Source organism: Peribacillus sp. B65 (genome assembly GCF_058513295.1).
The window spans coordinates 456,426-482,572 of the sequence record NZ_CP195840.1; the positions used below are offsets into that span (position 1 = coordinate 456,426).

General features: G+C 40.0%; 35 protein-coding genes and 1 tRNA gene. 13 read left to right on the forward strand and 23 right to left on the reverse strand.

What is annotated here, in order from left to right; all coding sequences use genetic code 11:
• Window positions 1-45 precede the first annotated feature (45 nt).
• The 5 genes from ACSR9O_RS02245 to ACSR9O_RS02265 form a co-directional block, all read right to left on the reverse strand.
• The gene (locus ACSR9O_RS02245) at window positions 46-213 is read right to left on the reverse strand and encodes a hypothetical protein (RefSeq protein ID WP_157831085.1); all 168 of its coding nucleotides are present in this window, start codon (window positions 211-213) and stop codon (window positions 46-48) included.
• A gap of 35 nt (window positions 214-248) precedes the next feature.
• A complete protein-coding gene (locus ACSR9O_RS02250; protein ID WP_230177407.1) occupies window positions 249-551 on the reverse strand; it encodes a WXG100 family type VII secretion target in 303 nt (100 codons plus the stop codon).
• 287 nt (window positions 552-838) lie between these two features.
• Window positions 839-1,255, reverse strand: a complete 417-nt coding sequence (locus ACSR9O_RS02255; protein ID WP_054397148.1) for a hypothetical protein — start codon at window positions 1,253-1,255, stop codon at window positions 839-841.
• A gap of 243 nt (window positions 1,256-1,498) precedes the next feature.
• Complete coding sequence (locus ACSR9O_RS02260; RefSeq protein WP_491723844.1) at window positions 1,499-1,756, reverse strand: hypothetical protein; 258 nt, start codon at window positions 1,754-1,756, stop codon at window positions 1,499-1,501.
• A 199-nt stretch (window positions 1,757-1,955) separates the two neighbouring features.
• Window positions 1,956-2,027: transfer RNA gene (locus ACSR9O_RS02265), tRNA-Val, on the reverse strand.
• Window positions 2,028-2,238: 211 nt separating this feature from the next.
• Between ACSR9O_RS02265 and ACSR9O_RS02270 the strand changes: the two genes are divergently transcribed.
• Window positions 2,239-2,460, forward strand: coding sequence for a hypothetical protein (locus ACSR9O_RS02270; protein ID WP_101224088.1), 222 nt, complete (start codon window positions 2,239-2,241; stop codon window positions 2,458-2,460).
• A 17-nt stretch (window positions 2,461-2,477) separates the two neighbouring features.
• Here the strand turns inward: ACSR9O_RS02270 and ACSR9O_RS02275 are convergent, their stop codons facing one another.
• Window positions 2,478-3,035: a phosphatidylglycerophosphatase A family protein gene (locus tag ACSR9O_RS02275; RefSeq protein WP_101224089.1), complete on the reverse strand. Its 558-nt coding sequence runs from the start codon at window positions 3,033-3,035 to the stop codon at window positions 2,478-2,480.
• 191 nt (window positions 3,036-3,226) lie between these two features.
• On the opposite strand from ACSR9O_RS02275, the gene ACSR9O_RS02280 reads away from it, so the two are divergent.
• From ACSR9O_RS02280 to ACSR9O_RS02300, 5 genes are all read left to right on the forward strand, one after another.
• Window positions 3,227-3,949 (forward strand): alpha/beta hydrolase, encoded by a 723-nt coding sequence (locus ACSR9O_RS02280; protein ID WP_101224090.1) that lies wholly within the window; start codon window positions 3,227-3,229, stop codon window positions 3,947-3,949.
• Between the two features lie 80 nt (window positions 3,950-4,029).
• Window positions 4,030-4,545, forward strand: a complete 516-nt coding sequence (locus tag ACSR9O_RS02285; protein WP_101224091.1) for a YjcG family protein — start codon at window positions 4,030-4,032, stop codon at window positions 4,543-4,545.
• Window positions 4,546-4,549: 4 nt separating this feature from the next.
• Window positions 4,550-4,978, forward strand: a complete 429-nt coding sequence (locus tag ACSR9O_RS02290; RefSeq protein ID WP_491723845.1) for a GNAT family N-acetyltransferase — start codon at window positions 4,550-4,552, stop codon at window positions 4,976-4,978.
• 159 nt (window positions 4,979-5,137) lie between these two features.
• Window positions 5,138-5,401, forward strand: coding sequence for a hypothetical protein (locus tag ACSR9O_RS02295; protein ID WP_101224093.1), 264 nt, complete (start codon window positions 5,138-5,140; stop codon window positions 5,399-5,401).
• A gap of 233 nt (window positions 5,402-5,634) precedes the next feature.
• The gene (locus ACSR9O_RS02300) at window positions 5,635-6,123 is read left to right on the forward strand and encodes a spore coat protein (RefSeq protein WP_101224094.1); all 489 of its coding nucleotides are present in this window, start codon (window positions 5,635-5,637) and stop codon (window positions 6,121-6,123) included.
• Between the two features lie 55 nt (window positions 6,124-6,178).
• Here the strand turns inward: ACSR9O_RS02300 and ACSR9O_RS02305 are convergent, their stop codons facing one another.
• Window positions 6,179-6,475 carry a hypothetical protein gene (locus ACSR9O_RS02305; protein ID WP_101224095.1) on the reverse strand — a complete coding sequence of 99 codons (297 nt, stop codon included), beginning with the start codon at window positions 6,473-6,475 and terminating at the stop codon, window positions 6,179-6,181.
• A gap of 152 nt (window positions 6,476-6,627) precedes the next feature.
• Here ACSR9O_RS02305 and ACSR9O_RS02310 point away from each other — a divergent pair, with 152 nt between their 5' ends.
• Window positions 6,628-8,901, forward strand: coding sequence for an ATP-dependent helicase (locus ACSR9O_RS02310; RefSeq protein ID WP_101224096.1), 2,274 nt, complete (start codon window positions 6,628-6,630; stop codon window positions 8,899-8,901).
• A gap of 198 nt (window positions 8,902-9,099) precedes the next feature.
• Here ACSR9O_RS02310 and spoVIF read toward each other — a convergent pair whose 3' ends face one another.
• The 11 genes from spoVIF to mgtE all read right to left on the reverse strand — a co-directional run bounded on the left by spoVIF (window position 9,100) and on the right by mgtE (window position 16,251).
• The gene (gene spoVIF, locus ACSR9O_RS02315) at window positions 9,100-9,354 is read right to left on the reverse strand and encodes a sporulation-specific transcription regulator SpoVIF (RefSeq protein ID WP_034314458.1); all 255 of its coding nucleotides are present in this window, start codon (window positions 9,352-9,354) and stop codon (window positions 9,100-9,102) included.
• Between the two features lie 113 nt (window positions 9,355-9,467).
• Complete coding sequence (locus ACSR9O_RS02320) at window positions 9,468-9,608, reverse strand: YjcZ family sporulation protein (RefSeq protein ID WP_101224097.1); 141 nt, start codon at window positions 9,606-9,608, stop codon at window positions 9,468-9,470.
• A 102-nt stretch (window positions 9,609-9,710) separates the two neighbouring features.
• Complete coding sequence (gene spoVAE, locus ACSR9O_RS02325; RefSeq protein WP_063577046.1) at window positions 9,711-10,067, reverse strand: stage V sporulation protein AE; 357 nt, start codon at window positions 10,065-10,067, stop codon at window positions 9,711-9,713.
• A gap of 16 nt (window positions 10,068-10,083) precedes the next feature.
• On the reverse strand, window positions 10,084-11,109 hold the full coding sequence (gene spoVAD, locus ACSR9O_RS02330) for a stage V sporulation protein AD (RefSeq protein ID WP_491723846.1): 1,026 nt from the start codon (window positions 11,107-11,109) through the stop codon (window positions 10,084-10,086).
• 3 nt (window positions 11,110-11,112) lie between these two features.
• The gene (spoVAC, locus tag ACSR9O_RS02335; RefSeq protein ID WP_230177400.1) at window positions 11,113-11,583 is read right to left on the reverse strand and encodes a stage V sporulation protein AC; all 471 of its coding nucleotides are present in this window, start codon (window positions 11,581-11,583) and stop codon (window positions 11,113-11,115) included.
• A 17-nt stretch (window positions 11,584-11,600) separates the two neighbouring features.
• A complete protein-coding gene (locus tag ACSR9O_RS02340; protein WP_260356942.1) occupies window positions 11,601-11,987 on the reverse strand; it encodes a YhcN/YlaJ family sporulation lipoprotein in 387 nt (128 codons plus the stop codon).
• 401 nt (window positions 11,988-12,388) lie between these two features.
• Entirely contained in the window at window positions 12,389-12,754 is a 366-nt protein-coding gene (locus ACSR9O_RS02345) for a DUF1360 domain-containing protein (RefSeq protein WP_260356941.1), read from the reverse strand.
• A gap of 14 nt (window positions 12,755-12,768) precedes the next feature.
• Window positions 12,769-13,341, reverse strand: coding sequence for a hypothetical protein (locus tag ACSR9O_RS02350; RefSeq protein ID WP_491723847.1), 573 nt, complete (start codon window positions 13,339-13,341; stop codon window positions 12,769-12,771).
• A gap of 11 nt (window positions 13,342-13,352) precedes the next feature.
• Window positions 13,353-13,667 carry a hypothetical protein gene (locus ACSR9O_RS02355; RefSeq protein ID WP_350301752.1) on the reverse strand — a complete coding sequence of 105 codons (315 nt, stop codon included), beginning with the start codon at window positions 13,665-13,667 and terminating at the stop codon, window positions 13,353-13,355.
• A 305-nt stretch (window positions 13,668-13,972) separates the two neighbouring features.
• Window positions 13,973-14,746 carry an enoyl-ACP reductase FabI gene (gene fabI / locus ACSR9O_RS02360; protein WP_491723848.1) on the reverse strand — a complete coding sequence of 258 codons (774 nt, stop codon included), beginning with the start codon at window positions 14,744-14,746 and terminating at the stop codon, window positions 13,973-13,975.
• 134 nt (window positions 14,747-14,880) lie between these two features.
• A complete protein-coding gene (gene mgtE / locus ACSR9O_RS02365; RefSeq protein ID WP_230177446.1) occupies window positions 14,881-16,251 on the reverse strand; it encodes a magnesium transporter in 1,371 nt (456 codons plus the stop codon).
• Between the two features lie 122 nt (window positions 16,252-16,373).
• Here mgtE and prpE point away from each other — a divergent pair, with 122 nt between their 5' ends.
• Window positions 16,374-17,117, forward strand: a complete 744-nt coding sequence (gene prpE / locus ACSR9O_RS02370) for a bis(5'-nucleosyl)-tetraphosphatase PrpE (protein WP_137017228.1) — start codon at window positions 16,374-16,376, stop codon at window positions 17,115-17,117.
• 95 nt (window positions 17,118-17,212) lie between these two features.
• On the opposite strand, the gene ACSR9O_RS02375 is transcribed toward prpE, so the two are convergent.
• Genes ACSR9O_RS02375 through yjbM form a run of 3 tightly spaced genes read right to left on the reverse strand, consistent with a single transcriptional unit; the run spans window position 17,213 to window position 19,588 of the window.
• Window positions 17,213-18,106 (reverse strand): RluA family pseudouridine synthase, encoded by an 894-nt coding sequence (locus ACSR9O_RS02375; RefSeq protein WP_491723849.1) that lies wholly within the window; start codon window positions 18,104-18,106, stop codon window positions 17,213-17,215.
• Between the two features lie 17 nt (window positions 18,107-18,123).
• Window positions 18,124-18,918, reverse strand: coding sequence for an NAD kinase (locus ACSR9O_RS02380; protein WP_053534153.1), 795 nt, complete (start codon window positions 18,916-18,918; stop codon window positions 18,124-18,126).
• A gap of 49 nt (window positions 18,919-18,967) precedes the next feature.
• Window positions 18,968-19,588, reverse strand: coding sequence for a GTP diphosphokinase (gene yjbM, locus ACSR9O_RS02385; RefSeq protein WP_034314484.1), 621 nt, complete (start codon window positions 19,586-19,588; stop codon window positions 18,968-18,970).
• Between the two features lie 318 nt (window positions 19,589-19,906).
• Here yjbM and ACSR9O_RS02390 point away from each other — a divergent pair, with 318 nt between their 5' ends.
• The 5 genes from ACSR9O_RS02390 (at window position 19,907) to ACSR9O_RS02410 (ending at window position 23,572) form a co-directional block, all read left to right on the forward strand.
• Window positions 19,907-20,485, forward strand: coding sequence for a CYTH domain-containing protein (locus ACSR9O_RS02390; protein WP_101224105.1), 579 nt, complete (start codon window positions 19,907-19,909; stop codon window positions 20,483-20,485).
• 30 nt (window positions 20,486-20,515) lie between these two features.
• Window positions 20,516-21,172 carry a lytic transglycosylase domain-containing protein gene (locus ACSR9O_RS02395; RefSeq protein ID WP_311735920.1) on the forward strand — a complete coding sequence of 219 codons (657 nt, stop codon included), beginning with the start codon at window positions 20,516-20,518 and terminating at the stop codon, window positions 21,170-21,172.
• Window positions 21,173-21,404: 232 nt separating this feature from the next.
• A complete protein-coding gene (locus ACSR9O_RS02400) occupies window positions 21,405-21,809 on the forward strand; it encodes a globin domain-containing protein (protein ID WP_491723850.1) in 405 nt (134 codons plus the stop codon).
• Window positions 21,806-22,699: a ClpXP adapter SpxH family protein gene (locus ACSR9O_RS02405; protein WP_397314357.1), complete on the forward strand. Its 894-nt coding sequence runs from the start codon at window positions 21,806-21,808 to the stop codon at window positions 22,697-22,699. Before ACSR9O_RS02400 ends, ACSR9O_RS02405 begins: the two co-directional genes overlap by 4 nt.
• 699 nt (window positions 22,700-23,398) lie before the next feature.
• Window positions 23,399-23,572, forward strand: a complete 174-nt coding sequence (locus ACSR9O_RS02410; RefSeq protein WP_488199283.1) for a hypothetical protein — start codon at window positions 23,399-23,401, stop codon at window positions 23,570-23,572.
• A gap of 55 nt (window positions 23,573-23,627) precedes the next feature.
• Here the strand turns inward: ACSR9O_RS02410 and pepF are convergent, their stop codons facing one another.
• Both pepF and ACSR9O_RS02420 read right to left on the reverse strand, forming a co-directional pair.
• Window positions 23,628-25,445: an oligoendopeptidase F gene (gene pepF / locus ACSR9O_RS02415; RefSeq protein ID WP_101224107.1), complete on the reverse strand. Its 1,818-nt coding sequence runs from the start codon at window positions 25,443-25,445 to the stop codon at window positions 23,628-23,630.
• A 186-nt stretch (window positions 25,446-25,631) separates the two neighbouring features.
• Window positions 25,632-26,108, reverse strand: coding sequence for a hypothetical protein (locus tag ACSR9O_RS02420; RefSeq protein ID WP_491723851.1), 477 nt, complete (start codon window positions 26,106-26,108; stop codon window positions 25,632-25,634).
• Between the last annotated feature and the right edge of the window lie 39 nt (window positions 26,109-26,147).

Genomic DNA, 26,147 nt, shown 5'->3' on the forward strand with positions numbered 1-26,147 from the left:
TATTGGCAAGTACAGTTGTAAAACTTTAGCGGACATAAGGTAGACTTAAAAAAGAGTGATTATTTGATGTGCCAAAACACCAAATTGAATGAACAAAATAAAAAAACCACCGCAGCCGGGGAGTAAACTACCATCTTTATTTTGCTTATTCTTATCCGGGAGGATCCAGCCTTCCTCTTCCAAACTTTTACGATCCCTATTCTTCGGTTTCATATGACACCTCTTTATATCCTTCATTCATTTTGTTTCTACTCATCCTTCATACAAGCTAGGCGCTCTAATTCTCTTTGTCTTTCAATCTCTTCTCTCACTCTGTCAACTTCATTTGCTGCGCTTTCTAATTCTCTACTTATTTGATAAAGATTGTCTGAATGTCTTTGAAATAGGACAGCTGCTTCATCTAGTATTGAATCAAATTTTTTCCGGGCTTCGCCAGCCCATGTCTCCGTATTTGTATGTATACTCTGCATTAATTTTGATTCATCTAATTTTAACTCCTCAGAAGATTCCTGAAACACTTTTGTTAATGCTCTGACTTTATCCGAATTCATCTTTTCACCCCATTATTGAGTCAACGTACTTTTTCTCTATTTATTCTCAAATACCATTTTAATACAACAATTCCCTATTTTAGATAAGTAAATGTTACTATAATTACTAAGTCACTTCCATAGGCCCCCAGTATTGAAATAAGAAATAGATATAGGAGGAATGTTTTATTTTATTAACATAACGAGTGTAGTTGAAAAGTATGCCATGATATAACGAGGAAAACTGCAATTTTCCTCATTCAGAGGAAGAAGGTTTATCCATTTCTGCACCATTTTCTTAGAGTACATTAATTTATTAGCATTTTATCTAATTCACGAACCTTATCATATGACTCCAATAGTTGTTCAGGGATTAATGTTCTCCCATAATCCCAAGCATTAGTTTCTATTTCAGATTTTAACTTTTCTTTTTCTTCTTCGTGACCATACATTAAAATCCTTAAATCATGTTTGTTTTTCTTAAAATCTAAATAATAACCAATCATACGATAAAGAATAATTTTAACAAAGTCTTCCTCTGTCTCTTTAATTCTAATTTTCCCTTTATAACCGTTAACTTGAAGGTAATTGAATTTTATAGTATTGGTCGATACGTTATAACTCATAGGTGCACTTAGATTATTGTCAAATTCATAAATAATATCCAAATTGTGCTCATTTAATGTGTTATTAATTATCTTTTCGATATCGCTTATATAAAGCATTTAACTATCACTTCCCTTTTAAAGACTTACTTCATTATAGTAGTAGATTAAGTTATTCTTCCTTTATCAATATGATAAACTGTTGAGATATTAAAATCACACAGTTAAAACCAGGAAACATTTACCATATAATACTGAAGTGGAGGGTAAGTCATACGAGAAGTATGATTAATCCCCTAATAGAACCCCTAATTGGAAAGGAATTTTACTTTTAATTACTCTTCCATACTTTCCTCCTTCTATTTATTTCACTTTAAAACTTTCTATCATTGGTTGTAATTCTTCTTGATATTCTTCTATCATCATTTCAAGTGAAGGGATTGTATTATACTTTTCAAGCCAAGAAACGTAATGAAGTGCTACATTATGCGCAATATCAAAGTAGGGGACAGGTTCGTTGTAACCACACTCTCTGTGAGCTGAAAATTTATCTCTGAAGTCTTTCATCGTTTGCCGATATTTTGCATAGTCTTCATGCGTCATGTTATTTTTAACATCCAACGTGAGCTGAATAAGCAAAAGGCTTTACCTACAGTTCCTTGAAATATTAATTATTACAAATAATTGTCCTGTAATGCGTTTTAATCCTTCTCCATCCGCCACCAATTGAGTAAATAATACAAAATGAACTATATTCTTTTAAAAATAAAAAAAGACCCAAACCCTTGTGATATCAAGGATTTGAGCCTTTGGCAGTTGATGACCTGTGAGGGATTCGAACCCACGACCCCTTCCCTGTCAAGGAAGTGCTCTCCCACTGAGCTAACAAGTCGTATGTAATGACTGACTGGTTACTTAAGTACATAATTTATTATAAGTTTTTTTGTTAAAAAGTCAACGCATTATATTAAAAAAGTTTTAATTTTTTCTTATTTTATTTCCCCACTCCGTAAAACACGAACGAACATTCCCTTTTCACTTGCATATAAAACGTACGTTCGCATATAATGATAGCAAGCAAGTCAGCAAAGGAGTGACAGGGAATGAAATATATACTTCGTAAACATATGGAAGGAAATGCTCCATTGGAGATAATTTATCTCTCCGAACAAGGTAAGATCACGCAGCGGAAAATACAGGTGCTTGAAATTTATCCAGGCCATATTCACGCATTCTGTTTTCTAAGGCAGACAAAACGGACATTTAAAGTGGCCAATATCCTTTCTGCCCGCCTCATTAAGGCTAGGTTTGATAGGTCTGGCTGAAGATTGTTAATCAAGGTTCAACCGATTAACTCTTCTTCTTCCTGGATGTCCTTTTCCTGTTCGGTTAGCGATTCTTCTTCATCTCTCAGACGGTGAGCTAACCTTGAGGCGGCACTCGCGGCAATGCTAGCAACGATATCATCCAGGAAGGTATGCACGATTCCTTCTTGCTTCTTATCAAGTTCGTGTATGACGCCTATTTTATTTTTATCCAAATGGCCAAAGGTGGTTACAGCAATGCTTCCGTAACCGAGCACTGCACCAAAGGCAATCGTTTCATCCACTCCGAATAGCCCTTCATCAGACTCAACAATCGATTGCAGGGGTTCTGATAGTTTTTTTTGCTCGGCCAGTTTATCCAGCTCCACACCGACTAAAATGGCATGTTGAATTTCCCTTTTCAACAGGACACGCTCAACGCTGTGGATGCATTCCTCCAGCTTTAGATCAGCTTTATACGGAAACTGCAATTCATAAACGATTTTTGCAATTGCCTCCACACTGACACCACGCTCTAATAATGTTCGTTTAGCCGCCTTCGTTACTTCCCTGCTGTGTACTTGTACATCTGCCATTTTATTCGCCACCTTTTTTATTGTATTATTTTTCTATATCCTTTTATTATAGCACCTTATTATTCAAATTTTTAGAAAATACAATGAAAATTTTCTATTCTAAAATCTTGTCACGGGAAAAAGTCGCTAGGCTATGCTAAAATAATCAAGTAAGTTGTTTTTCATTATTAATTATCATGAGGTGCGGGAGAATGAGTTTACGCAAAGGCACAATTAAAGAGTACATGTTTAAAAGCGAAGCTTTAGCAGAAGAATTGGAACTGCTTGTTTACTTACCTGCTAATTTTTCGCCACTGTATAAATATTCGCTTGTGATTGCTCAGGATGGCCGTGATTATTTTCAAATGGGTCGAATTGGTCGGGTAGCAGATGAACTGTTAGGGAACGATGAGATTGAGAATATCATCATTGTCGGCATTCCCTATAAAGACCGCTTTGACCGCAGGCGCAAATATCATCCCGACGGGGAACAGCACATTGCATACATACGTTTTCTTGCCCATGAACTTGTCCCGTTTTTAGATGATGAATTCCCTACCTATCAAATGGGACATGGTCGAACTTTGATCGGTGACTCTCTTGGCGGTACAGTTTCTTTATTGGCCGCACTAAAGTATCCGCATACATTTGGGAAATGCATCATGCAGTCGCCACTTGCCAATGAGGCAGTAATGGATGCTGTACGTAATTTTGAGGATCCGCATCTTCTCGAACTTTACCATGTGATCGGGACTGGGGAAACGGATGTTCCGACGACGGATGGCAAGAAGGCAAACTTCATAGAACCCAACAGGGAATTGCATAAATTAATAAATCAAAAAGGATTTCCGTACTTCTATGAAGAATTTGAAGGTAATCATACCTGGAAATACTGGCAGGCAGATTTAAAACGAGCACTATTGGAAATGTTCTAACCCTCTCCTTTTGTGAAGGGTTAAAGAAAAACATGGCCAACTATAATACAACGATAAAAAAATATCAGGAGGTTTTATTTATGAAATATGGTGTTGCAATTTTCCCTTCAAAAAAACTTCAAGATTTAGCTAACTCCTATCGCAAACGGTATGATACGAAATATGCTTTCATACCACCGCATCTGACGCTTAAACCAACGTTCGAAGCGACGGATATGGAAATTTCAACAATCGCCGATCAATTAAAAGACATTGCTCGTAAGTGCAGGCCTTTTACGATAAGCGTTACGAAAACGAAGTCTTTCCAACCTGTAAGCAATACCATTTATTTCAAAGTGGAATTATCCGAAGGGCTTCAAGAGCTGCATGATGCACTTAACAATGAGGACTTCATGAAAAGTGAAAGTGAACATGCATTTGTCCCGCATATTACCATCGCTCAAGATTTATCCGATAATGAGCACTCTGATGTTTTAGGCCAATTAAGCATGCTTGACATCAGCCATGAAGAAGAGGTGAAACGAGTTCACTTGCTGTATCAACTTGAAGATGGGGCATGGACCGTTTATGAAACATTTAGATTAGGAGCTGAATGATTTCGTGTTTGTAAAAATCGCAGAAAACAGCCAAGAGCTTGAAAATGCTTATATGATCAGAAAAAAAGTGTTCGTCCAAGAACAAAACGTCCCTCTTGAAGAAGAGATCGATGAATATGAACAAGAGTCTACACATTTCGTTTTATATGATTATCAGCATCAGCCAATCGGTGCCGGCCGTTTCAGGGTCATCGACAACATCGGTAAAGTCCAGCGCATTTGTGTACTATCATCTGGCCGTAAGAATGGTGCCGGTGCCATGATCATGAATGCTATTGAGGAATACGCCATCCAGCAGGAAGTACCTCAATTGAAGCTTGATTCCCAGGTCCATGCCATCCCTTTTTATTCGAAATTAGGGTATGAGGTCGTTTCCGACGAATTCATGGATGCCGGCATTCCTCATAAAACGATGAAGAAAACCGTTTTATAATATACAAATGCTGTCCTTTCAGTTCTCTGATTGGACAGCTTTTTTTGTTCGTTCATGAACTTAAATTATCGTTTAATAAAAAAAACCATTTCCGTTCAATGGCAATCTCAGCAAAAATACATAGTCTATATATAGAAAGCAAGAAGGAGGGAAAATTTTATGGGTAACAATGATTTTAACCTGGAGGAGTCTCAAAAAAGACTGATGGAACTGCTGGTTTCGAGGACTATGAGAAAACATGGTTTCAAAAAGGAAAAAGTCGATCTGACTGAAAGAGAGAAAAACAACCTTAAAGAAACCATTCGCCATTTACAAGAGCAATCACAAAAAATCATAAACCAAGAAAAGAACATCACTGAACATGATGTTAATCCAGTTACAAATTCCATTCACAACAAATTCACGGATTCCAAAGATAAATGACACACCATATCACCTAATCAAACCTTACTTGCTGGCGAGAATTAAGTAAACCGAGTCATAGCAGCACTTACATTTCATTCCTAAAGCTCCAGCTTCTTTATTATTCATCCCCACACACTAATACTTTCTCTAAGTATTAAAAAATAGACGAATTAACTGATTTATTCGTCCAACCCGATTACCCATCAAAGCATATTTTAATAGGGAATAAAACCTAAGGAGGAAAAAACAACATGAACCAAAATGTATATCGTAGCAACTGTAACACACATGAAGACTCTGAAAGATCATGGTCGGCTCTAGATTCCGCTTCCAGACATCCCCTGTCAGGGTTCTGTAACGACGATGACACACGCATTGACCAAGAGGCAAGACAGGATAATAATCAAGTTCAGCTTTCTGAAGAACTTATTTACATTAAAGATTCTTGTAATGTAAATGTCACTTCAACGGATGTTAAAGCGGCCCTTTCTCTTCAAGCTGCTCTACAAGCTGCAATTGCGGTCATCGTAAGCATTTCAATCGCAGATTCTGATAATGCTGAAAAGATCACTCAAGAATTAATCCAATCTTCTAATGTTAAACAAATCACGCGCCAAAAAACAATTGTTGAAAACAGCCGTGATATCGACATTACAACAACTGATGCACAAATCGCTCTAAACATCCAATTATTATTGCAACTATTGTTAGCTCTAATCGTAGAAATTGACATTCTCTAAGGAATCAACACAAAAAGGACACTTCGCGTGTCCTCTTTTGTTTTTGGTGGCATATCTAGACAACTTCGTTGAAGAACCTTCCTTTCCCTGTCATTTCCGCCGTTATTTCTTCACTGACCCTCATGCCCATTTGATATTTATATGTGCCTGCCCCATATGTACTTTCCCGATTATTATCTTTAATTTGATGTAATCCTTCAAAGCTTCCCCTTTCACTTTTAAGCACCTGATCGAAACGGACAGGTTGAATGGGTGTCGTCCCTTTAACAATTCTTACATTCTCTGCAGCTTCGATCGTCCGGTTGGCATATTGAATATAATCAAATTGTGTGACAGGTGCTATGTACCCCATAGTTTTCCCTCCTTATATTTACATAGTTGTATTGTCATTTAATTACCCGTCCGAAACAATATTTAAACACGATTTTCCGCATTCTTTTTTCCTAATCTTCTGGTATGATGAGTATTGCCGATATTTTTAATAGATTAGAGGTATCCATTTATATGAATCAAGCAAAATCTGGCACTGAAATCGTACATTTACATACCGTTTCAGCTGGTGAGCTGCAGACACTTTTTGAAAAAGGAAAACGTGATCAGCTTTCTTGTATCATTTGTCATAAACCAGTGAAATTATTTATTGGAATCCATGAAACGCCTTATTTTTATCATAGTGATCCATCGCAGGTACCCTGTGACTTGCCAATTTCAGAAACAATAAATGAGGAAAAGCCATTAGAATATATGGAACAGAATGGATTTAGGATTCCTACATCACGAACCATTACGGAAACAAAAACCATCACAGAACCTTTCCTTAAAAGCCGGCCCATAACCGGCAACCCGAAATATTCAGATAAACCATCCTGTCTGGCACAATCAGAGGAACCATACTTTCAAGAATTATCCTCATCAGGGGTTGTTCTCGATGCAGAGCAACTCAAGGCGGTAACGACAATCGATGGACCAATTCTTGTCCTATCCGGAGCAGGCAGCGGGAAAACCCGCGTATTGACGGTACGTACAGCCTACATGCTTACAGTGAAAAAGATTGATCCTAAAAGTATCATGCTTGTAACATTTACGGCGAAATCAGCAAAGGAAATGCAGCAGCGTCTGCTCGGTTATCCATATATGACTCCTTCCCTTGTTTCTCAAATCGTGAGCGGGACCTTTCATAGCATCTTTTATAAAATCCTCATTTTCCATGAACCAGCCAAATGGCAGCGTGATTTCCTATTGAAGTGGGAGTGGGAAAAAGAAAAGGTATTGAAACAGGCTGGCAGGGAATTGGAACTTGATGAAAAGGAATTTGCATATGATCAAGCCCTTCAACAAATTGGGCTTTGGAAAAACTCATTGGCTTTTCCAGAGGATATCCAACCTAAGGACGATTGGGAGAAATCGTGTTTATTTTTATATAAGAAATATGAAGAATATAAACAGCAAACAGGGAAGTATGATTTTGATGATATGCTTGTAGGCTGTTATGTATTTTTAAAAAACCACCCCGATTTTTTAAAGAAATATCAGCAAAGGTTTAATTATTTTTTGGTAGATGAGTTTCAGGATATCAATAAAGTTCAATATGAATTGATAAAACTCCTCTCTGCTGAATCAAAAAATGTATGTGCAGTTGGCGATGATGATCAATCGATCTATTCATTCCGGGGAAGCGATCCGAAATATATTTTGAATTTCAATCATGATTTCCCTCGTTCCCAAGTTGTGAAGCTGACGGAGAATTACCGATCTTCCCATGAAATTGTCGCTACAGCGAACCGATTGATCAAGCGCAACCAGAACCGGATGGAGAAAAAGATGAGGGCACAGCATGATTCAGGAAATCCCCCTGTTTTATTTTATCCTTATGATGAGGAATTGGAAGCAACGATGATCGTATCCGATATCCAAGAGAAAATATCCAAGGGAGCAAACCCTGGGGATTTTGCGGTATTGTACAGGACACACACGATGTCCAGGGCCATTTTTGAACGGCTGGCCGCTTCCAACCTGCCATTCGTCATTGAAAAGGATGCGGATTCGTTTTATCAGCGCAAGGTCATTCGCGGCATGCTTGCCTTTATGCGTTTGAGTTTGTTCCCGCATGACAGCAAGGCAGCAGCTGATGTCCTTTCCTCCTTATTCTTAAAGCAAAGTATATTACAGGAATTAAAAGCAATGACAATATTGCAGGATTGTGATTTTATTGATGCATTTGCTTTTGTTAAGACAGGACATGCTTTTCAGGAACGAAGATTAAAAACGATTCCAGGACAGATCCGCTCTTTAAAAATAATGTCGCCTCTCGTAGCTTTAGAAATCATCGAAAAAGATTTAGGATACCAGGAATATGTAAAAAAACGCGGAAATGATGCGAACCTGGAAAAAGGGTCCGATGACATCCGTGACTTAAAGGTGGCGGCAAATCGTTTTCCCACCGTCGCCGCTTTCCTAGAACATGTAGATCATATGACTGCGATGATCCAAGAGATCAAACAGCTATCGAAACATTTTAAGGATGCCATACAGCTAACCACCATACACCGTTCCAAAGGGCTTGAATACCCAACCGTTTATGTCCTTGCTGCTGTTGATGGCAGCATCCCTCATGATTTCGCACTTGAATCTTACCGAAAAGGGGAACTAACCCCTCTTGAAGAGGAAAGACGATTGCTCTATGTAGCGGCAACCAGGGCCAAAAAGGATCTTTACCTTTCCATCCTGCAAACTAGACGCGGACGGACCGCCCATCCATCACGTTTCTTGAAGCTTTGACCAAAAGCTGATGCTAACCATATATGGAATTGGATGGATAAAACAAAATAGGGTTCGGAATGGCCTCATCCCGAATCACTTACAAATTTATGGAATGAAATCAAGCTGCAACTTTTTTAAAATAAAAAAACTGCCGGCAAACCCGCTTTCCTCGAGTTTGTCTGCAGTCTGAAGGCCTGCATGATAGCAGGCCTTTTTTCACTTTTTATTTATCATATTGGATATCGTCCCGAAATCGAGTTTATTCCCTTCAGCTACGATGGAATGAACGATTTTATCTTCCGTTTCTTTATTGACCGGTTTATTCGCGATTTTTGAAACGCGCTTAATGACATTTCTAACAGTCGTTTCATCTTTGAAATTGGCTCCTTGGAGCGAGTTTGCCAATTCTAATACATCTTTCATATTTACGCCGGTTTTACCTTCTATGTTTTTAAAAAAGTTATTATCCATACCTAAGCCCCTCCCTTTTCTGTACCTATCCTATGGCATTATCAGAAAAATGGTGCTAGGCCCATACAAATAAAAAAAAATGGAATAGGCTTCTTCTGCCTATTCCATTTTCCTTAGCAGAAAGAAGCCCCTACAATGATCAATAGGATAAACAATACAACGATTATCGCGAAAGTGGAACCGCCGCCACCGTATCCTCCGCCGTATCCATAACCGCTGCCGCCACAACAACCGTAGCCACCATAACCAAACATACATATCACCTCGCTCTCGCTAAAGCTTACTGATAACATATGTAGGTCTGGACAAATATGTATAGGCCATGTCCTAGTCCAGGCTGCCTATTTCCGCTTTTTTCATCCTTTTGGCCTGAAAACCAAAGCTCCGATGAAGCCAAAGACGATTGCTGCAGAGATACCGGAACTTGTAATTTCAAACATACCTGTCAGTACGCCGACGAGACCATGTTTTTCCGATTCCATCATCGCCCCGTTCACCAGTGAGTTCCCGAACGAAACGATCGGTATGGTTGCTCCGGCACCGGCAAAGTCAACAAGCGGCTCATATAAATCAAATCCGCCTAGAACAGCTCCTATTACAACGAATAAGCTTAACGTATGCGCCGGTGTCAGCTTAGCAACATCGAAAAGAAGCTGGCCGACTACACAGATCAAGCCACCGATGACAAACGCCCAAAAAAACATTGCTAACATCGAAATCTCTCCTTTTTCATGAATTCATCCCATATTCAATGGCTACAGCATGGGCAATGCACGGAATCGTATCTTTTTGCTGGACGGAAAGTGGTGACAATAATGCTCCTGTTGCGACCAGCAGGATTTTTTTATATTTGCCGGAAATCATTTCATTCAGTATATGACCGTATAATACCACTGCCGAACATCCCGCACCGCTCCCGCCAGCCAAAACAGGCTGGTCCTTTTTGAAAATCATCAATCCGCAATCCTTGAATTTTTCCTGATTGATGTCACAGCCCTTTTGCTTTAATAAGTCAAGAGCTGTCTCATTCCCTATTTGACCTAAATCACCCGTTATGATGAAATCATAATCATCCGGGGTCAAACCAGTATCTTTGAAATGGGCAAGTATCGTATCGACTGCCGCCGGGGCCATCGCTCCCCCCATATTGAAGGGATCTTTCAATCCCATATCAATGACCTTACCGATAGTGGCGGAGACAATATGAGGAAATTCCCCTTGCTTGCTTCCATCAGGAGCCACAAGCGCCACCCCCGCTCCCGTTATCGTCCATTGAGCTGTAGGTGGTTTTTGCCCGCCATATTCAGTTGGATAGCGAAATTGTTTTTCAACAGCTGCATTGTGGCTCGAGGCGCCTGTCAACACATAATCAGCCCCGCCATAATTAGTGATGAACGCAGCTAGAGCAAGCCCTTCCATCGATGTGGAACAGGCTCCAAACAAGCCGAAATATGGAATTCCATTGGTTCTGGCTGCAAAGCTTGTAGGTGTAATCTGATTGATTAAATCACCCGCCAAGAAAAATTGCACCTGCTCCTTGTCGATCTTACCTTTTTGCAATGCAAGCTCAACCGCTTTTTCCATCAAATGCCGATGAGCTTTTTCATATGAATCCTGCTCCATCCACAAATCGTCGTATAGAATATCGAAATCACCAGCGATTTCTCCATTAGCTTCAAATGGCCCGCCTGTTACCCCCGTTTCCAAGATGACCGGTTTATTTGTGAAGATCCATGTTTGTTTTCCCTTTAACACCGCTTAGCCCCCAATCATTAGGTAAATCGTTTTTATCAACGCCACGACAAAGGCTGAAAATACTCCAAATAAAATGACCGATCCGGCCAATTTAAACATATTGGATCCAACTCCAAGTACAAAACCTTCCGTCCGATGTTCGATGGCCGCCGAAATTACTGCGTTACCGAACCCAGTGACAGGGACGGCACTTCCTGCCCCAGCAAACTGGCCAATGCGATCGTAAAATCCGAAACCGGTCATCAAAAGAGCCAGGAACACCATGGTAGCAGTGGTCGGGCCTCCGGCTGTCTGTTCCGTAAAGTTGAAAAAATAAATATAGAAGTAGGAAATGGCTTGTCCCACTATGCAGAAAATGCCACCTACTAAAAAGGCCTTCAAACAATTCTTCACTATCGGTCTTTTAATTTCATGCTTCCCTTGGAGTTCCTGATACGCATCCTGCTGTGGGGTCGTTTTCTCCTTGCCGCTCATAGTGCTGAACCTCTCTTCTAAATTAATTCTTTTTGAAGTTCTTCAATTTCCTTGAACTTCTTCCTTGCCTTTTTCTCGGGTACATCTTTTTCCTTAAGTAACTCGTTCAATCTTACCGATTCCAAAAAGATTTTATAATCGCTAGATACGATAAAATCATTTTTGGGAAACTTCTCTTCCAGATGTTCAGTCACAGTCTTTTCAATTTTCTTCATATGAAAACGTTGTAAGTGCTTAACTTTATAAGCGACGATAATCTTTTTGTCGTTTTTCACGACGATCACGTCATAGATGGTGTCTTCATTAGCAACTGTTTCCTTGACCTTTGAGATCAGTCCTTTTTCATCCTTCTCATCCATCCCATTAATGATATCCATCGGTTCAGGATTCGTACGTTTAATCATTGCTAAATTCTCCGTTTTTCCATCATTCTTATTGCTGCATGCAGTAAGCACACACAAAACAACTATAAAAACCAGAAAGCTGGCCTTAAAATACCTTCCTTGTCTGAACATAGAATCACATCCTAATTTATCGTTCTCTTTTTATTTTCTTGTTTAACTGTTTTTTTATGAATGGTAGGATTAGGAAATAAAAAAACCTTTCCGAATGGAAAGGTTTTTTTTACTCAATATCCTTTATTTTTATTGTTATTATTACAGCCACAGTCTTTCTTGATTTTGACCGTTTGATCTTTTTTGATCGGTTTGGCATAAGCCCATGGATTTTGTTTCTGATTCAATTTATGACTCCTCCTTTAACATCTATACCATACTATATGAACGAAGAGACAAGTTGTTTCCAATCAAATGTCCATAATTTTGCTGATTATGACTTCAATAATCGCTCCTACTGCCGCTACGGCAAGGATTAATATCAGTACGTCACCTATAAACCAATGTTGGATATAAATAAAAACCAGAAAAAGGCTGACCCAGACACCCACGCACCAAAAACAGCTTAGCAATTGGCCAAACCAGCCAAGCAGGCCCTTTTCCTTTGGAATTAAAAATATTTCCACTTCTCCTGCTTCATTTTTTTCCTCTATCTCTTTAAAAAAGGGGCGGCGCAACGGCTCCATAATTTTATCGAAGACGATCAAACGTGTCAGCCTGAAGGAAGCCAAGCCTAATATGATAAATAAAGTAAATTCACTTTGTGGGGAAAACATTTAATATTGCTCCTTCACTTGGATTCTTCAATTATTTTGGCATCGATAATATCAGGCAGACCGACGAAACGGATCTGGTTCCCTCTTTTAATCTTCACTGATTCCCCCTTCATTCCCAACACATGAAATTGAAGCGTTTCTCCGTTAATAACAGCCTCACATAGTGGCTTTGGAAAACCTTGATGATTGGATAGGCGGGAAATGATGTCCCGGGAAGAATCTTTCTTCTCCACCTTTTTCCTTTTTCTCTTAACTGGCTTTTCATTTTCCTGTACTATTTGTTCAGGATGTTTCATTTCTTCAACCGGCTTTTGCTCAGGGACATATTGTTCGGTGATTTTCCTTAAACCCGTAATCTCCTTTTCAATTTCCTTCATGGCATCATAAACACCAAATTCGCGTTTGACCTGTTCGATTTTTTCTTCTTTATTCTCGTCTTCTTCCTGAAGTTCCGGCTCAACGCTGTCTTGAGGTTTAGCTTTTTTCGTTCGAAAATCACTTTGCATATTCCCACGCAGATCTGATATTTTTGCTTGATCGACATATATAAGTGGTTTCGATTCTTTATCGTCATTTTTCCCTGACATGAAAACCCTCCTTAATATTTCAGAATATCCACGGACTGCAGCTGTTCCATTTGGTATTGGACAACTTTTTTCCCGAATTTATGCCTTATGAACAAACTGGATTCTTTTTTTTGTTCCAATTTCCCGAATAGTGTACGGTCATTGATGATGAACTTACAAACAGGCTTAGGTGCAAAGGCTGGAAGTCGGGACAATAGCTCCACCAATTCCTCGGCGGTATATGAAGTGCTGATATTTTTTTCATGTAAATTGATATGTCTCTTCAGCGTATTTTGTATGGTTTGTTTTCCATCAGCACAAGGCAGACCAACTTTCTTCACGTCCATGATGCCCCTCCTTCTTTTTCACGAATAGGGTTGAAAGCAGGTTTATGCTGATTCACGCAAACAATGAATATCCGCTCTATGTATCATTTATATGAAATTCACACTTCTTTATGCTGGAGATGTGACACTCCCCAAAAAAAGGACACTAACCAAGCTTAAGGATGTTGGGGATTAGCTGAAAAAACTAAAACATTCGAAGATAAAAAATCGGAAAGATTTCAATTGAGGATGCAGTCACTAAATATACCTGCAGAATGGAGAATCAACAAAAAAAGGGGACCGATATCGGCCCCCCTCCTATATTGTCATCCAATTATATGATAACCCGAATCCACATGGATATTTTCCCCGGTAATCCCGCGGGACATGTCACTTAATAAAAATACTGCCGTATCCCCTACTTCTTCAGGAGTCGTTGTACGACGAAGCGGTGCTTCTTCCTCAATCTTCTTTAAAATTGTATTGAAGTCACGAACACCTTTAGCGGATAAGGTACGGATAGGTCCAGCTGAAATTGCATTCACTCGAATGTTATCTTTGCCAAGATCACTTGACAGGTAACGGACATTGGCTTCAAGTGAGGCCTTGGCCACTCCCATTACATTATAATTAGGCATGACCCGTTCACCGCCAAGATACGTCATTGTGACAATGCTGCCACCTTCCGACATGATTTCCTTCGCCGCTTTAGCTACAGCGGTTAAAGAAAATGAACTGATATTATGGGCAAGCAAAAACCCTTCACGGCTCGTGTTGACGAACTCACCGTCCAACTCTTCCTTGTTAGCGAATGCGACACTGTGTACCACGCCATGAATGATACCTGTTTCTTCCTTAATCGCCGCAAAACATTTTTCAATGCTTTCATCCTTCGTTACATCACATTGTAAAATGATGGAGGGATCCCCTTCCAATGTAGAAGATAGTTCCCTAACGCTTTTTTCCGTACGGTCTTTTCCGTAAGTGAAGATCAGCTTTGCACCTGCTTTATGTAAGGAACGGGCAACTCCCCATGCAATACTTCTTTTATTCGCAACACCCATTAAGACAAACGTTTTTCCTTCTAATGAAAAAGTCATCGTATGTGACCTCCTATTTTTAATACAAGTTATTAGTACCTGCTACTAATGACAGTATATCAAATTTCCTTTGATAAAAACACCGTTTTCTGAAGCCACTAGGGAATAACACTTCAAAAAAAGCCTTCTTTAGCTTATAGTAAATAACCCATGAATAATGTAGCTAATCCGAAGTAAATCAGGATACTGATAATGTCATTGATGGTTGTGATGAATGGTCCGGAAGCTACTGCCGGGTCGATCTTCATTTTATGCATGAGGAGCGGTACAAGCGATCCCGCGAGTGTGGCGACTATCAATGTAATGAAAATAGATATGCCGACCAATAAACCGAGCATTAAATCCCCCTGCCAAATATATACGATTAAACTGATGGCTATTCCACATGTCAGGCCGGTGATGAGGCCTGTCCCAGCCTCTCGCAAAACTAGCTTCCACTTGCTATCCTGCTCCAAGTCCCCTGTTGCAATTCCCCGTACTGCAACAGCCAATGCTTGAGTTCCTGTGTTGCCAGCCATTCCGCCTATCAATGGAATAAATACAGCAAGAATCGCTTTTTGGCTAAGTGTCTCCTCAAAACGGCCAATCAGGCTGGCGGTCAATAAACCTAAAAACAAAAGGATGATCAACCAAGGCAGCCGTTTCTTGGCAGCAGAAAAGGGACTCTTATCAACATTGTCCAAATTTGATACACCCGCCAATTTGGAGTAATCATCAGATGCCTCTTCATCCATGACATCAATGATATCATCAACGGTTATAATCCCTAACAAATGGTTTTGGAAATCGACGACAGGCACGGCAAGGAAGTTATAGTCCCTTATTTTTCGTGCCACCTCTTCCTGGTCTTCAGATACAGGTACGGAAACTACCCTGTCATCCATTAAATCACCGATTAAAGCATCTTCATCAGCTATGATCAATGTCCTGAGCGATAATACACCAAGCAGCTTCTTATCCTGATCGGTAACGAACACATAATATATCGTTTCCGCTTCCGGAGCTTCCCTTTTTAAGATCTGCATGGCTGATCGAGCCGTTTCGTTTGCTTCAATGGCAATGAACTCTGTCGTCATGATGCTTCCTGCCGTAGATTCCTCATAGTTCAGAAGCTCCTGGATTTCACTTGCCGCTTCATCATCCATGATGGTCAAATAGCTGACGGCCTGCTCATCGTTGATTTCATTCAGGACGTCAGCCGCATCATCCGCATACATATTGGAAAGCATATCGGCTGCATAAGAGGGATTCATTTCAGCCAGCAGGCTTTCGTAATCCTCTTCATCTATTTCTATATTTTCAAAAAGGTCCGCCATTTCTTCCGGTGACAAATATGTGTAAACGACGGATCTGATTTCATCTGACAAGCTTGTATAAAATTGAGCCTGATCATATGGATGCATTTCAAGGAACTCCGTACGAAACTGATCCAAATTTTCCGTTTTAAGTGCTTCAAGCAAAAGCTCGTTATTCATTTGACTGCTCTCCCGCTCCCGGTCCTTCATCTCCTCCATAACCATACACCTCCTAAAACATATTTTTTCATTTCCTCGTTTATATTTTATTTTTTTAAATAATACTATACTAATACCATAACCATAGACAAAACAAACAAAGGATGTGTCAAATGAACATCGATATCATCGGGGACATTCATGGATGTTTCGCTGAATTCAGGCAGCTGACCGAAAAAATGGGCTATACGTGGGAGACTGGGTTTCCTGTACATCCCTCTGGAAGGATTCTCGGCTTTGTAGGTGATTTAACCGATCGCGGCCCAAATTCCCTTCAAGTAATCGAGATTGTCCATGAATTAGTCATTAACCAAAATATAGCAAGGTATGCCCCAGGTAACCACTGCAATAAATTATATCGTTACTTTTCAGGAAATAAAGTTCAAATATCACACGGTTTAGAGACTACTGTAGCTGAATATGAATCACTGAACATCCGGGAGCAGAAGAAGATCCGAAAAAAATTCATGGATCTGTATGAACGATCCCCACTTTACCACCTGATTGATGAAGGAAGATTGATCATTGCCCATGCAGGAATTCGCAGTGACTATATTGGTCAATATAGCAGTAAAGTAAAAACCTTTGTCCTCTATGGTGATATCAATGGCTCCAAACATCCCGATGGGTCTCCCGTCAGGAAGGATTGGGCCCAAACATATAAAGGGGAAACATGGATCGTATATGGACATACACCAGTTCCTGAAGCTAGACGAGTCAATCATACATACAATATTGATACAGGCTGCGTCTTTGGTGGAAAACTGACCGCTGTCCGTTATCCCGAAATGGAGCTTCAAGAGGTGCCTTCAACCATGCCATATATTGCGGAAAAATTCAGGACATCTTTTGATTAACCAAAAAAACTCGCCATCTTGGTGAGTTTTTTTGCGTCTATGGATTTTTTCATAAGTTTGAATTCGTTACAATGCACCGGTTAAAAGTCTCAACTTCACTCGAGCAGACGGGCCATATCTTCTGGTAACCCTTCTTGAAACAACATCATCTTCTTGGTGAAAGGATGTAAAAATTTCAATTCAAAACAATGAAGGGCTTGGCGAGGGATTCCTTTCCTGTCCCCACCATATAAATCATCACCAGCCAGCGGGTGACCTATATGCGCCATATGGACCCTGATTTGATGTGTACGCCCTGTTTGGAGTTCCAAATTAAGGAATGTGTGGGACTCTGTGTATGCCAATACCTTAAATAGGGTACTGGCATACCGGCCATCCTCCCTGACTTCCCGTTCAATGATGCTGGTCGATTTTCGTCCGATTGGCGCCACTATCTCTCCTACAGGACCTTCAACTATTCCTTCAGCTATGGCTTGATATCTCCGTTTAACCTGTCCTGATTTTTGCTGTTCACTCAAAAGGTGATGGATATGCCGGTGCTTGGCAATTAAAACCAGACCGGATGTGTCCCGATCAAGACGTGTAACTATATGGATTGTTGCCTGTATTCCCGTCTTCCTATAATAACCCGCCAAGCCATTCGCCAAACTGCCGTGGGGATGCTCGCGGGAAGGAATGGTATTCATGGAAGGGGGCTTTGCCACAACCAATACAAACTCATCTTCATACCTGATATTCAGGGGGATGGCTTCCGGCAAAAGGCCTTCGCTTGCCTGCTCCGGCGGAAATATGACGGTGACGATGTCGCCTGTCTCTATCCGTTCCCTTACGGTTACTTCTTCGCCGTTCAACTGGATATATCCACCTTTAAACTTAATATCCGTTAATGCTCGTTTTGAAATATCGCATTTGTTGAGAAACTCTCGCAATAAAGAGCCAGAATCCTCTTCAAAAACCGACCAGGTCAAAGAAAAGTTTTGATTTGACATGAGGTGAGTCTATCTCCTTAATTAGCAATAAATGAATCATGCACTCTTTTCCAGAAAGGAAAAGGGCGGAATCTGGCAAATCGGATCTTCTCATCTGCCACTCGGCACTGTATTGACTTTACATTTTCCTGAAGCAAGGACAAATGGTCGACGGTAATTTGAAAATTGACCGCATTGACCGGCCTGAACATACAAGTATGATGTGCCGGCAGCAGAAGTGGGGATCCTACCGTCCTAAACACCCGGTTATTAATGGATGCCAATTCGGTAATCTGGATGGCATCGATTGATGGATGGACGATGGCCCCTCCAAGCGCCTTATTATACGCCGTGCTTCCAGATGGCGTCGCAATGCATAAACCATCTCCACGGAACGTCTCGAAATGCTGGCCGCGAATTTCAACGTCCATGACGAGCGTCCCTTCAACACTTTTGACTGTCGATTCATTCAAAGCCAAAAATCTGGCTTCCCGTCCACCATGCTGATAACGGACAATCGTTTCGAGCAGTGGATATTCCACAATTTGAAATGGTGTTTTTGCTAAAGCAATCACCAATTTTTCAATTTCATCAGGGGTCCAATCTGCATAAAAACCAAGATGTCCTGTATGTACACCAACAAAGGCGGTTTTATCCAATCGATTCTTATAACGGTGAAAAGCATATAATAAAGTGCCATCACCACCGACAGAAATGACAATATCCGGCTGATCTTCGTCATATTCCAAATGAAAGTCCTGAAGATACGTTCGCATCCTTTGCATTAAAGTATTCGATTTCGCATCTCCTTTTGACGTAATCGCAAATTTCATGTAATCCCACCTTCAATTTAGATTTCTTCTCGTTTACCCATTTATGCTTTCAAGAATCTTTCTTCCGGGAAAAAAGACGCTGTGCTTCCTGGATTTCCGTACGGATTTGCGACATCTCAGCATCAAGCAGGAAGGCAGCTTCAGCTGCACGTTTGAGTCGCAGTTGTATATCTTCCGGGAAAATGCCTTTATATTTATAATTTAAAGAATGTTCGATCGTCGCCCAAAAATTCATCGCAAGGGTCCTGATTTGAATTTCGGCAAGGATATTTTTTTCGCCATGGATCGTCTGGACCGGATAGCGGATTACAACATGATAAGAACGGTAGCCGCTTGCTTTTTTATGGGAAATATAATTTCTCTCCTCGACTATCTCGAAGTCATTGCGGCCTCGTAATAGTTCAACTACCTGTTCGATATCATCCACGAACTGGCACATCATCCGAAGCCCTGCAATATCCTGTATTTCCGTTCCCAATTTATCAATGGGAATATCCTTCAGGCTCGCCTTATCCAAAATGCTGACAATCGGCTTTACCCTGCCTGTTACAAATTCGATCGGTGAGTGAATATTCTCTCTCTCAAACTGTTTCCTTAATCCTTTAAGCTTAACCTTTAATTCTTCGACAGCCTGAGTATAAGGCGCCAAGAAATCGTCCCAACTCTCCATTGCCACACCACCTATATCTATCTAAAAAGCGCCTGTTCAACTCTGGTATGGGCAGAACGCTCTCCTAAATCCAGCAGTCACATGACCTTATGCCAATTCACCACTGGATCCTATTAAATCTTTCTAGCAAAAAGTATGTATTAAATTCCTATATATACGATATACCAATTTCTCATGCTCAACGTTTATATTTTATCATATCCTGCAATTGATTCCTAAATATTCAAGTACAATAGCAAAAAATTATTGCATTCAATTTGACAGCTCGAATGGTTCTTATATGATTAACCTAAGAATCAGCCAGAAAGGATGGAACACATGAACCAGCATATTGAAATTGAATTTAAAAACCTCTTAAGCGAAAAAGAATTTCATCAACTGATCGAACACTTTCATGTCGGGGCATCGAACTTTAAAACACAGAAAAATCATTACTTCGATACACTCGGATTCACTTTAAAAAATCAAGACTCTGCCCTTAGGATCCGCGAGAAAAACGGGCGTTACGAGCTGACTTTAAAACAGCCCGCTACAGAAGGATTATTGGAAACGAATCAAGATATCTCTGAAGAAACCGCATATGCGTTTCTGAATCATAACACATTCCCTGATGGCGAGATCCAACTTCTTATCCTTGAATGCGGAATTGATCCAAAAGACTTTACCTGCTTTGGGACATTAAAGACGGACCGTTTTGAATTTCCTTACAAAGAGGGCTTACTTGTTTTAGATCATAGTTCGTATTTGAATCAGGAAGACTTTGAGCTTGAATATGAAGTGACGGATGCAAACGCCGGGAAAAAAAATTTCCTGACCCTCCTTGAAACCCTTCAAATTCCAGTAAGGGAAACCGAAAATAAAGTGAAGAGGTTTTATCGCGCCAAATTCCAAAAATAATCCTGTTTGAACCCATTCGGAGGTGGAGAGTTGAAGATCCAAGATTTCAAAACGTTCATGGAATTGCAGGCAATCCAGCAATTCACAAATGGCAACAACACAAATGCAAATTCATCTCGATCCATTTTCCAGGACATGCTCTCGGAACTGGTTTCGGTTGATGCTCTTGAAGGCGCTTCACAGACATTGGGTTCCCTTTTATCACGCGTGGAAGCGGAAACGAAGTCCTTCCTTCAACCCGGCGGCATGACACCCATGAACATCAACCCGGTATCCATTGCCCCTGCTGACAATGAGAGCAGTGAAACAGCACCAAACTATGATCATATCATCAGCCAGGCGGCCAGCTTATATAATCTCCCGGAAAAACTGATTAAGTCCGTCATTAAACAAGAATCGAACTTTAACCCTGAAGCCACCAGTTATGCGGGTGCAACTGGCCTTATGCAGTTAATGCCAGCAACTGCAAAAAGCCTTGGGGTGGATGATGCAACCGATCCGCAACAAAACATCATGGGCGGGAGTAAATATTTAAGTCAAATGATGGCACGTTATGACGGGGACATCCAGATTGCCCTTGCTGCTTATAATGCAGGGCCTGGAAATGTAGATAAATATAACGGCATCCCTCCCTTTAAAGAAACTCAGAACTATGTTCAGAAAGTTTATGGCACATTTTCAAGCTAAAGCAAGCTGACCCTGTTTATTTGTGAAGGGTCAGTTTTTTCATGTCTATATTCTTTTTCCACGAATTGTTAACAAATCGTAAAGCTCCCCAAAACCTGTCATTTCCGGATCATTCGCATGTGTCATACTACAGATGTAAAATTTTCTTTAAGCTATATATTTGTTATATCATGACGTCATTGATAAAATATGAATAAATATCAACCATCTTTCTTTAAAAGGAGTAATCAACATGATGCAAGGGAACCCTACACCATATGAATTAATTGGAGAAGGGCAATTACACAAATTAATTGATGTGTTTTACTCCAACATTAGTCAACACCCGGATCTGCAGCCAATATTCCCTGACGATTTAACAGAAACGGTCCGTAAACAAAAACAATTTATGACTCAATATTTAGGCGGTCCCTCTTTATATACAGAAGAGCATGGCCATCCTATGTTGCGGGCTCGACATATACCTTTCGAAATTACACCAGAACGTGCGAAAGCATGGCTCTCATGCATGTATCAAGCTATGGACGAAGTTGGCCTTGAGGGTGAGATTAGGGAGTTTTTCTATCACCGCCTCTATTTGACGGCGCAGCATATGATCAATACATCCGGAACTGACGGGAAAGGAGAAGGCAGTTGAGCGCACAAAAACCAGTTTTCAATATTTCCGATTGGATCAAGACGCAGCATTGCTATGATATAGGAAAAAAGCCAATTGAAATTTATGTTTTTGTTGATCCGCTTTGTCCCGAATGCTGGGGCTTAGAACCAATTATTAGGAAATTACAGATAGAATATGGCCAATTGTTCAGTTTACGCCATGTTTTAAGCGGTAAAATCGATTCTCTTAATATGGGGAAAAATAAAAATTATGAAAACATTGCTCAAGTTTGGGAAAAGACAGCCAGCCGCTCGGGAATGTCCTGCGACGGAAGCCTTTGGTCTGAAAACCCAATCTCTTCTCCATATACAGCTTCCATCGCAATAAAAGCAGCGGAATTGCAGGGCCGTAAATTGGCCATTCGCTTTTTAAGGCAGCTTCAAGAATATGTATTCATAGGAAAAAAGGATATATCCAATATCGAAGTCTTGACCGAATGTGCCAAGATGGTTGGATTGGATGTGGAAGAATTCCTTTATGACATCAATTCCTCCAGTGCAGCCAAAGGCTTTCAATGTGACATGAAAATCACGAGCGAAATGGAAGTGACTGAAATACCTTCCCTTGTCTTTTTCAATCAAAATATTGAAGAAGAGGGAATAAAAGTTTCAGGTGTCTATTCTTACGAGGTATATGTTCAAATTTTAGAAGATATGCTGAATGGTCTTCCAGCCCCTGCACCCCCCCCCTCTCTCGAAGAGTTTCTAAGCTGTTTCAAACTAGTGGCCACGAAGGAAATTGAAACTGTTTATAATATGAATAAGAATAATGTCGAGTTGGAAATGAAAAAGCTTGTTTTAAAACAGGTTGCAGAGAAGATACCTGCTAAATACGGAACGTTTTGGAGATATACAAAGAAGCAGTCATGAATTTGACTGCTTCTTTGTTATTTTAAAGGAAAAACCATGCAATCAAAAGATTGCATGGCTTTTTATAAGAAAATAAGGGGATGGGAGAAATTTTTCACGATCAAACAAAGGGGTATAAGTTTGTTTGTGATTCACTTCACAATAAATAATATAACAGATAACCCATTTGCGTTTCAACTATATGTGTAACTTTTCACAAATTGTTCACAATATATATTTTGGTCATTTTTTATTATCCATTCCGATATATAGCTAAATATAAGCCCTTTTTATTTAAAGCTATAAGAGTTTTAGATATCCTCTTAATATCTGATTTAAAATGGAATAAATCTATTTGTGAAACAAATCACATTATCTTTTTTGTATTGCCTAAGCCTTTTTTAACTTCCGTTAAAGCCGATCATTTAATTCTTTTTACTTTTCATGCAAATGAAAAACCCCGGCAAACCGCTAAATTTGCTGGGGTTTTCATCTATTTATACGAATAAGGGGATGGGAGAAATTTCACGACGAACAAACAAAGGGGTATATGTTTGGGATGTGATAACTTCTATATCTGTACTATAGCAGATTACATACCTTAATTGCAAGAACTTTGTGCGCAACTTCACATTATTGTCATATTCTTAGAATACTGCTTATTCTAAAACATACTATCTAATAAAGAGCAGATGAGCTTTTTCTGCTACCAGGTTGGAGGTGACCAAATTGAAAGTCTTTATTCTTCTCATACTCTTGATAGGGTCGCTATTTGTCCAGCTACTCGGTATCATGAACCTCATTCCTCTGTATTTTACCTCCCCTATTTTATTTTTTGTTTTCTTTATAATTCTTCATAGCTTAAATCAGAGAAATCGTTTTAAAGGATTATGACGGACATCATATATGATGAAAAGGACCCGGCAGTGCTCGGGTCCCTTTTCACATCCTATTTATTCAAAAGCTCTTCCAACTCATTTAATTTTTCTTCGAATACATTCATGGCTTCTTGTACAGGCTCGGCTTTTGTCATATCGACACCAGCCTTTTTGAGTACTTCAATCGGATAATCGGAACTTCCTGACTTCAAGAACTCCAGATACCTTTTGACAGCAGGCTCTCCTTCTTCAAGGATTTGCTTGCTCAATGCTGTTGCTGCACTGATTCCAGTCGCATATTGATAAACATAGTAATTATAGTAGAAGTGTGGAATACGCGCCCATTCCAAACCGATTTCCTCATCGATGGTCACGTTCTCGCCAAAGTATTTCTTGTTCAGCTCATAATATTCCTTAGTAAGCATATCCGCTGTTAACGCTTCCCCATTTTGAGCCTTTAAATGTATGGTATGTTCAAACTCTGCAAACATCGTTTGTCGGAACAATGTGCCACGGAAACCTTCTAGGTAATGATTCAATAAATAAATGCGTTTCTTTTCATCTTCGATTGAATTCAGTAAATAATCATTCAACAGGTTTTCATTACAAGTCGATGCAACTTCCGCTACAAATATTGAATAATTTCCGTATGGATATGGCTGATATTTACGTGTATAGTAGCTATGGACCGAATGTCCAAACTCATGAACGAGGGTGAATAAGTTATTGACGTTATTTTGCCAGTTCATTAAAATATAAGGATTCGTCCCGTATGTACCAGAAGAATAGGCACCGCTTCGTTTCCCTTTGTTTTCATGCACATCGACCCACCGGTTTTCAAACCCCTCTTTCAAAACATTCAAATAATCCTCCCCAAGCGGAGCAAGTCCTTTAAGGACATAATCCTTGGCCTCGTCATAAGTCACTTCCATCTTCACTTCTTTAACAAGAGGAGTGAATAGATCATACATATGAAGTTCATCTAATTGCAGTACTTTTTTACGTAAGTCAAGATAACGGTGAAGTAAAGGCAAATTGTCATTGACCGTTTTAACGAGATTATCGTATACAGTCTCCGGAATGTTGTTATTACTTAATGCCGCTTGGCGTGCTGAATCATATTTTCGAACAGTGGCATTGAAGTTATGGTTTTTCACCTCACCAGACAGGGTTGAAGCAAATGTATTGCGGAACTCCCCATACTTGCTGTATACCCCCTTAAATGCCTCCTCACGTACACGGCGATCTTCACTCTCAAGAAAACTGATATATCTTCCGTGAGTTATTTCCACTTCATCTCCCTTTTCATCCTTGATGGTCGGGAATTTCAAATCGGCATTGTTAAGCATACCGAAAGTATTGCCCGATGCATCGAGTACTTCTGATGCCTGCGCCAATAATTCTTCCTGCTCTGCAGATAAGATATGTGGTCTCTGAAGATTGATTTCCTCTAAAGAATGCTTGTACAATTTCAATTCTTCTTTTTCTTCCAAAAACCCTTCCACTTTGCTTTCGTCAATACTCAATAGTTCAGGAACCATAAATGAAAACGCAGCCGCTGCCTGGGCATATAAAGCTTTTGCCCGATCCTCCATCCCTTGATAAAAAGGATTGGTTGTATCTTGATCATTGCGCATATGTGAATAAGAATAAACTTTCCCTAGCTTCTCGAATACTTCATCTTGGAGTTGAAGCGCCGCGAATAATTTCTCTGCGCTTTCACCCAACGTGCCTTTATGTGCCTCCGCCTTCTTGAGGTCTTCCTTTACCGCTTTGAAGGCAGCTTCCCAATCTTCCTCGGTTGCGAAGATATCTTCCAGTCTCCAAGTATCTTCAGGAGCTATTTCACTTCTTGAGGGTAATGTATTCGTTTTTGTTTCCTGTGCCATAAAAAAATTCCTCCTCATTCTATAGAAACTTGCCATTGGGCTTACTCGAAACCGGATAGACGCCGCAATGCTTCATTCGGCGTTCATTCTTTTTAAAGCTTTTAATTCCCAGTTCTTATTACTATTTCTCCATTAACAAAAATAATCCTGCCATTTCATCTGAATTCAAGATAAATAGAGATGTTATCACTGATTATACTGGATATTCCCCTTTTCCATCATCAATTTATGCTTATCATAGAAATTTTTTTCCAAAATTTGAGCTTGATCACTGGTGAAGGGCAGGGTAAATTCCCTTTCAACTTTAAAAACCCCTTTTTCCAGCTTTGATAGATAACCCAATTGCTCCAAAATAATGATATATTGACCTACAGGATACTCGATTGGTTTTTCATGAAGCAATGGCAATGGTCTGAACTTTATTTCCCCTTTTTTTGAGCGCTTTCTAAAAATGCAGATAATATCAGCCATAGAAATCTTTTCCCCTGTTCGTTTCTCTTGAAACACATCCATGTATAACCATGCCTGCCATTCGATCGAGGCAGTTTCGATCAACAGCATCCCCCTGACGGGAACACCCACTTCAACGGGAAGTGTCGCTGGTGTAATATGATGTGAATAAAGCTCTTCGAAAAAAGGATCGCATCTGCGTGCTGTTTTCACTCGATGCAGGGACCAGCCATTTCGTTTATATCTCCACGC

Coding starts and splice junctions, on each gene's coding strand:
- ACSR9O_RS02245 (WP_157831085.1), bottom strand. CDS start 213: ATGAAACCGAAGAATAGGGATCGTAAAAGTTTGGAAGAGGAAGGCTGG.
- ACSR9O_RS02250 (WP_230177407.1), bottom strand. CDS start 551: ATGAATTCGGATAAAGTCAGAGCATTAACAAAAGTGTTTCAGGAATCT.
- ACSR9O_RS02255 (WP_054397148.1), bottom strand. CDS start 1,255: ATGCTTTATATAAGCGATATCGAAAAGATAATTAATAACACATTAAAT.
- ACSR9O_RS02270 (WP_101224088.1), top strand. CDS start 2,239: ATGAAATATATACTTCGTAAACATATGGAAGGAAATGCTCCATTGGAG.
- ACSR9O_RS02275 (WP_101224089.1), bottom strand. CDS start 3,035: ATGGCAGATGTACAAGTACACAGCAGGGAAGTAACGAAGGCGGCTAAA.
- ACSR9O_RS02280 (WP_101224090.1), top strand. CDS start 3,227: ATGAGTTTACGCAAAGGCACAATTAAAGAGTACATGTTTAAAAGCGAA.
- ACSR9O_RS02285 (WP_101224091.1), top strand. CDS start 4,030: ATGAAATATGGTGTTGCAATTTTCCCTTCAAAAAAACTTCAAGATTTA.
- ACSR9O_RS02295 (WP_101224093.1), top strand. CDS start 5,138: ATGGGTAACAATGATTTTAACCTGGAGGAGTCTCAAAAAAGACTGATG.
- ACSR9O_RS02300 (WP_101224094.1), top strand. CDS start 5,635: ATGAACCAAAATGTATATCGTAGCAACTGTAACACACATGAAGACTCT.
- ACSR9O_RS02305 (WP_101224095.1), bottom strand. CDS start 6,475: ATGGGGTACATAGCACCTGTCACACAATTTGATTATATTCAATATGCC.
- ACSR9O_RS02310 (WP_101224096.1), top strand. CDS start 6,628: ATGAATCAAGCAAAATCTGGCACTGAAATCGTACATTTACATACCGTT.
- spoVIF (WP_034314458.1), bottom strand. CDS start 9,354: ATGGATAATAACTTTTTTAAAAACATAGAAGGTAAAACCGGCGTAAAT.
- ACSR9O_RS02320 (WP_101224097.1), bottom strand. CDS start 9,608: ATGTTTGGTTATGGTGGCTACGGTTGTTGTGGCGGCAGCGGTTATGGA.
- spoVAE (WP_063577046.1), bottom strand. CDS start 10,067: ATGTTAGCAATGTTTTTTTGGGCGTTTGTCATCGGTGGCTTGATCTGT.
- spoVAC (WP_230177400.1), bottom strand. CDS start 11,583: ATGAGCGGCAAGGAGAAAACGACCCCACAGCAGGATGCGTATCAGGAA.
- ACSR9O_RS02340 (WP_260356942.1), bottom strand. CDS start 11,987: ATGATTAAACGTACGAATCCTGAACCGATGGATATCATTAATGGGATG.
- ACSR9O_RS02345 (WP_260356941.1), bottom strand. CDS start 12,754: ATGTTTTCCCCACAAAGTGAATTTACTTTATTTATCATATTAGGCTTG.
- ACSR9O_RS02350 (WP_491723847.1), bottom strand. CDS start 13,341: ATGTCAGGGAAAAATGACGATAAAGAATCGAAACCACTTATATATGTC.
- ACSR9O_RS02355 (WP_350301752.1), bottom strand. CDS start 13,667: ATGGACGTGAAGAAAGTTGGTCTGCCTTGTGCTGATGGAAAACAAACC.
- fabI (WP_491723848.1), bottom strand. CDS start 14,746: ATGACTTTTTCATTAGAAGGAAAAACGTTTGTCTTAATGGGTGTTGCG.
- mgtE (WP_230177446.1), bottom strand. CDS start 16,251: ATGAAGGACCGGGAGCGGGAGAGCAGTCAAATGAATAACGAGCTTTTG.
- prpE (WP_137017228.1), top strand. CDS start 16,374: ATGAACATCGATATCATCGGGGACATTCATGGATGTTTCGCTGAATTC.
- ACSR9O_RS02375 (WP_491723849.1), bottom strand. CDS start 18,106: ATGTCAAATCAAAACTTTTCTTTGACCTGGTCGGTTTTTGAAGAGGAT.
- ACSR9O_RS02380 (WP_053534153.1), bottom strand. CDS start 18,918: ATGAAATTTGCGATTACGTCAAAAGGAGATGCGAAATCGAATACTTTA.
- yjbM (WP_034314484.1), bottom strand. CDS start 19,588: ATGGAGAGTTGGGACGATTTCTTGGCGCCTTATACTCAGGCTGTCGAA.
- ACSR9O_RS02390 (WP_101224105.1), top strand. CDS start 19,907: ATGAACCAGCATATTGAAATTGAATTTAAAAACCTCTTAAGCGAAAAA.
- ACSR9O_RS02400 (WP_491723850.1), top strand. CDS start 21,405: ATGATGCAAGGGAACCCTACACCATATGAATTAATTGGAGAAGGGCAA.
- pepF (WP_101224107.1), bottom strand. CDS start 25,445: ATGGCACAGGAAACAAAAACGAATACATTACCCTCAAGAAGTGAAATA.